General features: G+C 32.5%; 4 protein-coding genes. All 4 read left to right on the top strand.

Going from position 1 to position 4,949, the window contains the following annotated elements:
- On the top strand, positions 1 to 1,118 hold a 1,118-nt coding region (locus tag ABI657_RS18900), incomplete at its 5' end, for a gliding motility-associated C-terminal domain-containing protein (RefSeq protein WP_348098826.1).
- A gap of 59 nt (positions 1,119 to 1,177) precedes the next feature.
- Positions 1,178 to 2,089, top strand: a complete 912-nt coding sequence (locus ABI657_RS18895; RefSeq protein WP_348098825.1) for a type IX secretion system membrane protein PorP/SprF — start codon at positions 1,178 to 1,180, stop codon at positions 2,087 to 2,089.
- Positions 2,090 to 2,100: 11 nt separating this feature from the next.
- Positions 2,101 to 4,038, top strand: coding sequence for an OmpA family protein (locus ABI657_RS18890; RefSeq protein ID WP_348098824.1), 1,938 nt, complete (start codon positions 2,101 to 2,103; stop codon positions 4,036 to 4,038).
- A 235-nt stretch (positions 4,039 to 4,273) separates the two neighbouring features.
- Positions 4,274 to 4,699, top strand: a complete 426-nt coding sequence (locus ABI657_RS18885; RefSeq protein WP_348098823.1) for a CBS domain-containing protein — start codon at positions 4,274 to 4,276, stop codon at positions 4,697 to 4,699.
- The last annotated feature ends 250 nt before the right edge of the window (positions 4,700 to 4,949 follow it).

The following is a 4,949-nucleotide window of genomic DNA, read 5'->3' as shown; positions in this document are numbered from 1 at the left end:
CGGGAAGCACCAGTGTAACGGTAAGTGTTCCAACGCTGACCGATGCAATCAACGAGCCATCAGAGAACTTCACCTTAAACGGAACGGTAATGTCAGGATCAACAGCCAATACTACAGCTACAGGTGATGCTACCCTAAATGATATCAGTATTGTTTTGGCTGCAAACGATGATGAAGCAACAGTTGATGGAATTAATGGTTCGTTAGAATTTATAAATATTCTGGATAATGATTTTAGAAATGGCGTGAAGGTAAATGTGTCAGATGTCATTATTACATACACAACATCAAATTCTAATTTTGAGTTTAATTCGGATGGAACTGTAAATGTTAAACCGAACACTCCGGGAGGAAATTATGACTTCGTGTATCAGATTTGCGATAAGGCTAATCCGACATCAAATTGTAGTACTGGTACATTAAAAGTTTTTGTTGAAGTGCCTGCAATTGCAATTATTAAAACAGCAACCTTTAATGATGAAGATGATAGTGGGTATGCTAATGCAGGCGAAACAATTACCTATAACTTTAAAGTTACAAATACAGGAAATGTTCCCTTGTTTGGTGTAATAGTTACTGATAATTTGCCTGGAGTTGCTGTTTCAGGACAAGCAATCAATTTAGCTGTAAACGAATCTGATAGTACTACTTTTACTGCTTTGTATACTATTTCACAAAATGATATCAATAAAGGAAGCGTAAGCAATCAGGCTGTTGCAGCTGGGCAAAGTGCACTAGGTATAGCTGTAGATGATAAATCGGATAACCACAATAATGTAGAAGATAATCCAACAGTTTTAGGAATATCGGGTTGTATGATTAAAGTATTTAATGCATTGTCTCCTAATAATGATGGTGATAATGATGAGTTGAATATTGGGGGTATCGAATGTTTTCCTGATAATACTATCGAAATTTACAACCGTTGGGGTGTTCTCGTTTTTGAAAAAGACCGTTATGATAACATAAACGGAACTTTCAAAGGAATTTCAGAGGGAAGAACAACAATTAAACAATCAGAAAAATTACCTGTAGGAACCTATTTTTACATTTTGAAATATAAAGATAACAGTGCAACACAGCATGAATCAGCAGGATATTTATATCTAAGCAATTAATAAAAGAAATGACTTGCTGCTATATTTTGTGCAGTAAGTCATTTGATAAAAATGATAAAATGAAAAAATTAGCTTTAGTTTTTATGTTTTTTTCTGCTTTGGGTTTTGCTCAGCAAGATTCACAGTATACACAGTACATGTATAATACTATTAATGTTAATCCTGCTTATGCAGGTTCTCGTGGTGTAATGAGTATTTTTGGATTACATCGTACTCAATGGGTTGGACTTGACGGAGCACCAACAACGAATGCTATATCTGTGAATACTCCAATTAATGGTGAGAGTTTAGGATTGGGGATTTCTATTGTAAATGACAGAATCGGGCCTACAAATGAAAGTACAATTTCTACCGATTTGTCTTATACAATTCCAACTTCTGATACGTTTAAGCTTTCATTCGGAATAAAAGCAACTGCAAATTTATTTAATATTGATATAAATAAATTATCACCGGAAAAACAAGGTGATAAACAATTTCAAAATGCTGACGGAAAATTTTCTCCAAATATAGGAGCAGGTATTTACTGGCATTCTGATAAAGCTTATATAGGTTTGTCGATTCCTAATTTTATTGAAACCAATCGTTACAATGATGACGAAGTAGTCATTTTTAAAGAAAAAATCAACTATTACTTTATAGCTGGTTATGTATTTAATTTAGATCGTTTGGAGTACGTCAAATTTAAACCGGCAATTTTAACAAAATTAGTCCAGGGTGCACCACTACAGGTGGATGTTTCAGGAAATTTTATGTTTAATGATAAATTTGTGTTGGGATTAGGTTACCGTTGGAGTGCTTCATTAAGTGCTATGGCTGGTTTTCAGGTTACGGAGGGATTATATATTGGTTACGGATATGATCACGAAACGACAAGACTGCAGAAATACAATTCGGGATCACATGAAATTTTCCTTCGATTTGAATTGCTTAATAGTTACAGTAGAATTACTTCACCAAGATTCTTCTAATATTACATATTATGAAAATTAAAAATATAGGTTATACTGCTTTATTGTTCATATTGGTTTTTACTGCTAATGCGCAAAAAACCACAATTACCGAAGCAGATAAAAAATACGATAAATATGAGTTTATCGATGCTATTCAGGTATATGAAAAAGTAGCCGAAAAAGGATATAAGGATGAAAAAATGTTCCAGCGGCTCGGAAACGCTTATTATTTTAATGCAGAGCTGACAAAAGCATTAAAATGGTACGACCAGCTTTTTGCTATGAATGCAGACCAGGAATTGGAATATTTTTATCGTTATGCCCAGTCTCTTAAATCTGAGGGAAATTATAAAAAAGCAGATGAGATGCTTGAAAAATTCAGCAAAAAAATTAGTACGGATAAACGCGGGATTTTATTTGAAAGCAACAAGGATTATCTGGATGATATTAAAATAAATTCAAATCGTTACGACATTACTGATGCGGGAATAAATTCAAAGATGTCAGACTATGGAAGTACGATTTTTAACGATAAAATTGTTTTTGCCTCGGCACGTGATACAGGTGGGGTTTCTAAAAAAACTTTCAAATGGACCAATAAATCGTTTACGAATTTATATACTGCCGCTTTGTTGCCGGATGGAACTTTAGGGAAACCGGAACGTTTTCAAAAAAACATCAATTCAAAATTTAATGAATCAACGCCTGTTTTTACAAAGGATGGTAAAACCATGTACTTTACCAGAAATAATTACAATGATGGCAAAAGACGAAAAGATGATAAGAAGATAACATTGTTAAAATTATATAAAGCTACTTTTTCCAATGAAAATTGGCAGGATATTACAGAGCTTCCATTTAACAGCGATCAGTACAGTGTTGCACACCCAACTTTAAGCACTGATGAAAAGATATTATACTTTGCTTCGGACATGCCTGGAACTTTTGGTCAGTCTGATTTATTTAAAGTAAGTATTAACAGTGATGGAACATTTGGGAAACCAGAAAATTTAGGAGCGCTAATTAATACAGAGGGAAGAGAAACGTTTCCATTTATATCTGACAACAATGAATTGTATTTTGCCAGCGATGGAAGGCCGGGTTTAGGGGGACTGGATATATTTGTTTCAAAAATAAACGGAGATTCTGGTTTTGCAAAAGTAGAAAATATTGGCGAGCCAATTAATACAAAACAGGACGATTTTGCATTTATGATCAGTAAAGACAGAAATGGTTTTTTCTCATCAAACAGAGAAAACGGAAATGGACTTGATGATATCTACAGATTTAAAGAAATAAAAAAACTGGAATGTAAACAGTTATTGGCGGGAACTGTTTCTGATTCCAAAACAGGTGAGCTATTGTCAGCATCAAAAATAGTTTTACTCGACGAACAATTTAATACCATTGCCGAAGTTACTTCAGATTCAAAAGGTAATTATATTTTTGCTGATGTAGATTGTGGAAAAAAATATCATATAAGAGTTTCAAAAACAGATTATGAAACTCAGGAAAGACCGATAAATATTAATCCAGTCTCAGGAGAAACATCTTTGCCAATACAATTAGAAAAAAGGATCAAACCTATAACAGTTGGAACTGATTTGGCTAAAACCCTTGAAATTCCAATTATTTATTTTGATTTGGATAAGGCTACAATAAAAAAAGAATCTGCATTTGAGTTAGAAAAAATAATTCAGGTTTTAAAACAATATCCAAATTTAAAACTCGAAATACGTTCGCATACGGACAGTAGGCAAACTGCTAAATATAATCAGGTTTTATCTGATAACAGAGCAAAATCTACAATGAAATGGTTAATTGAAAATGGAATAGTTTCAAATCGATTAACTGGAAAAGGATATGGAGAAACCCAGCTTGTCAACCAGTGTTCAGATGGTGTAAAATGTACAGAAGAAGAACATCAGCTTAACAGGCGAAGTGAATTTATAATTACAAGTATGTAAATAACCCGATAAAAAGGCTTTTTCAATTTGAAAAGATCTTTTTTGATTTTGAGCAATAAGGTTGTATTTTTCATAAAAAACACAATAGAAATCATGTATTCTTTGTCGGAATATTTTTAAATTATGAAATATTGCTCATTATGTTGAAAATGAGATTCTTAGAAGTTAAAAGTTGGTACGGGCTGTTTTTTGTATTTCTTTTTTTTTAACTTTATAGTCCTAAAAATTTTCACATATGACTGTAAATCAAATACTAAATGCAAAAGGAAGAAATGTTTACTCCATAACTTCATCTACAACAGTTTATGAAGCTTTGAAAGTAATGGGAGAAAAAAACATAGGAGCCATCCTGGTTATTGACAATAATGATTTGAAAGGAATTTTGTCTGAAAGGGATTATGCCCGAAAAATTGTTTTAAAGGATAAATCATCAAAAGAGACTTTTGTTCATGAAATTATGGAAAGTACTGTTTTTACCGTCAAGCTTTCAGATAATTTAGAAGCTTGCATGGAGCTAATGAGTACAAAAAGAATCAGACATTTGCCTGTTTTGGAGGAAGGGATTGTAGTAGGTATTATCTCTATTAGTGATGTTGTTAAAGCTATTATTGATATTCAAAAAGATACTATCAACTATTTAAATTCCTATATCTCGCAATAAAAATTAAAAAAATAAATGTTGAAAATAGTCCAAAAATATACTGGGCTATTTTTTTTATGCATTTACCAGATATATTTTCAGGAAATAATAAATAAAATATCCTGTTTTGATACAAGTCTTATATCTTTGCAGGGCAAATAAAAGCGAAAACGAATGAATAAAGACAGTAAAAGAAGAGAAGCGTTATTATATCACGCAGAACCAACTCCAGGGAAAATTCAAGTAGTTCCAACTAAAAAATATGCAACCC

It is taken from the genome of Flavobacterium sp. (assembly GCF_039930565.1).
In the GTDB taxonomy this organism is placed as follows: Bacteria; Bacteroidota; Bacteroidia; order Flavobacteriales; family Flavobacteriaceae; genus Flavobacterium.
This window is presented reverse-complemented; position numbering and strand designations above follow the sequence as displayed.

Coding starts and splice junctions, on each gene's coding strand:
- ABI657_RS18885 (WP_348098823.1), top strand. CDS start 4,274: ATGACTGTAAATCAAATACTAAATGCAAAAGGAAGAAATGTTTACTCC.
- ABI657_RS18895 (WP_348098825.1), top strand. CDS start 1,178: ATGAAAAAATTAGCTTTAGTTTTTATGTTTTTTTCTGCTTTGGGTTTT.
- ABI657_RS18890 (WP_348098824.1), top strand. CDS start 2,101: ATGAAAATTAAAAATATAGGTTATACTGCTTTATTGTTCATATTGGTT.